1 protein-coding gene is annotated in these 624 nt (G+C 34.1%); it reads right to left on the bottom strand.

The window, feature by feature from the left end; genetic code table 11:
- The coding region (locus HMPREF3270_RS06010; protein WP_305367123.1) for a phage tail spike protein at nt 1-624 on the bottom strand (624 nt) is incomplete at both ends.

The following is a 624-nucleotide window of genomic DNA, read 5'->3' as shown; positions in this document are numbered from 1 at the left end:
TATCGACAAGGTATTCACTGTCTATAACTTCATATACTTCACTTAATAACTTGCTGTGTTGAATGTTCAGGTTTATAAATGTGTTATTTAAATCATCGTACAAAGCTTTCTCGCGTGTAACTGCGTCAATATCATCAGCTTTTTCGGCAGTCGCATTTATCCACTGTCCGTTCCAGTATCTACGTAACACTGCTACTTTAGGATTACTAGTGTCTAACCACAACATATCATTGACTGGATTTTCCGGCGCATCTTGCGACTTAATAATTTTCTTTTCGAAATACTGTAATTGACTGTTGGTCTCCCTAACAATAGTATTTACATTGCTGAAGTTATCATTCATTCGTTGTCTAATATTACTAAGATGCTTATAAAACTCTTGTCGTAAATCATCTTCACGATATTCTTTATACTCGCCAAAGGAATATGTTGATTCTTTAGTAACCATGTCATAATCTTCAGCGATTACTTCAGCTTCTAAATACAACGGAGGCGTAAAATCTCTATCTTTGATACGTACCATATCGCCGATATGAACAACTTCATGTGGTTGGTATTCTTTTATATCTAGAGATGTTACTTCATAACTAATTTTTTCTTTTTTACGTTTGTTCAATTCAGTTG

Origin of the sequence: Staphylococcus sp. HMSC65H10 (genome assembly GCF_001839185.1) — a bacterium.
GTDB lineage: Bacteria > Bacillota > Bacilli > Staphylococcales > Staphylococcaceae > Staphylococcus > Staphylococcus simulans.
This window is presented reverse-complemented; position numbering and strand designations above follow the sequence as displayed.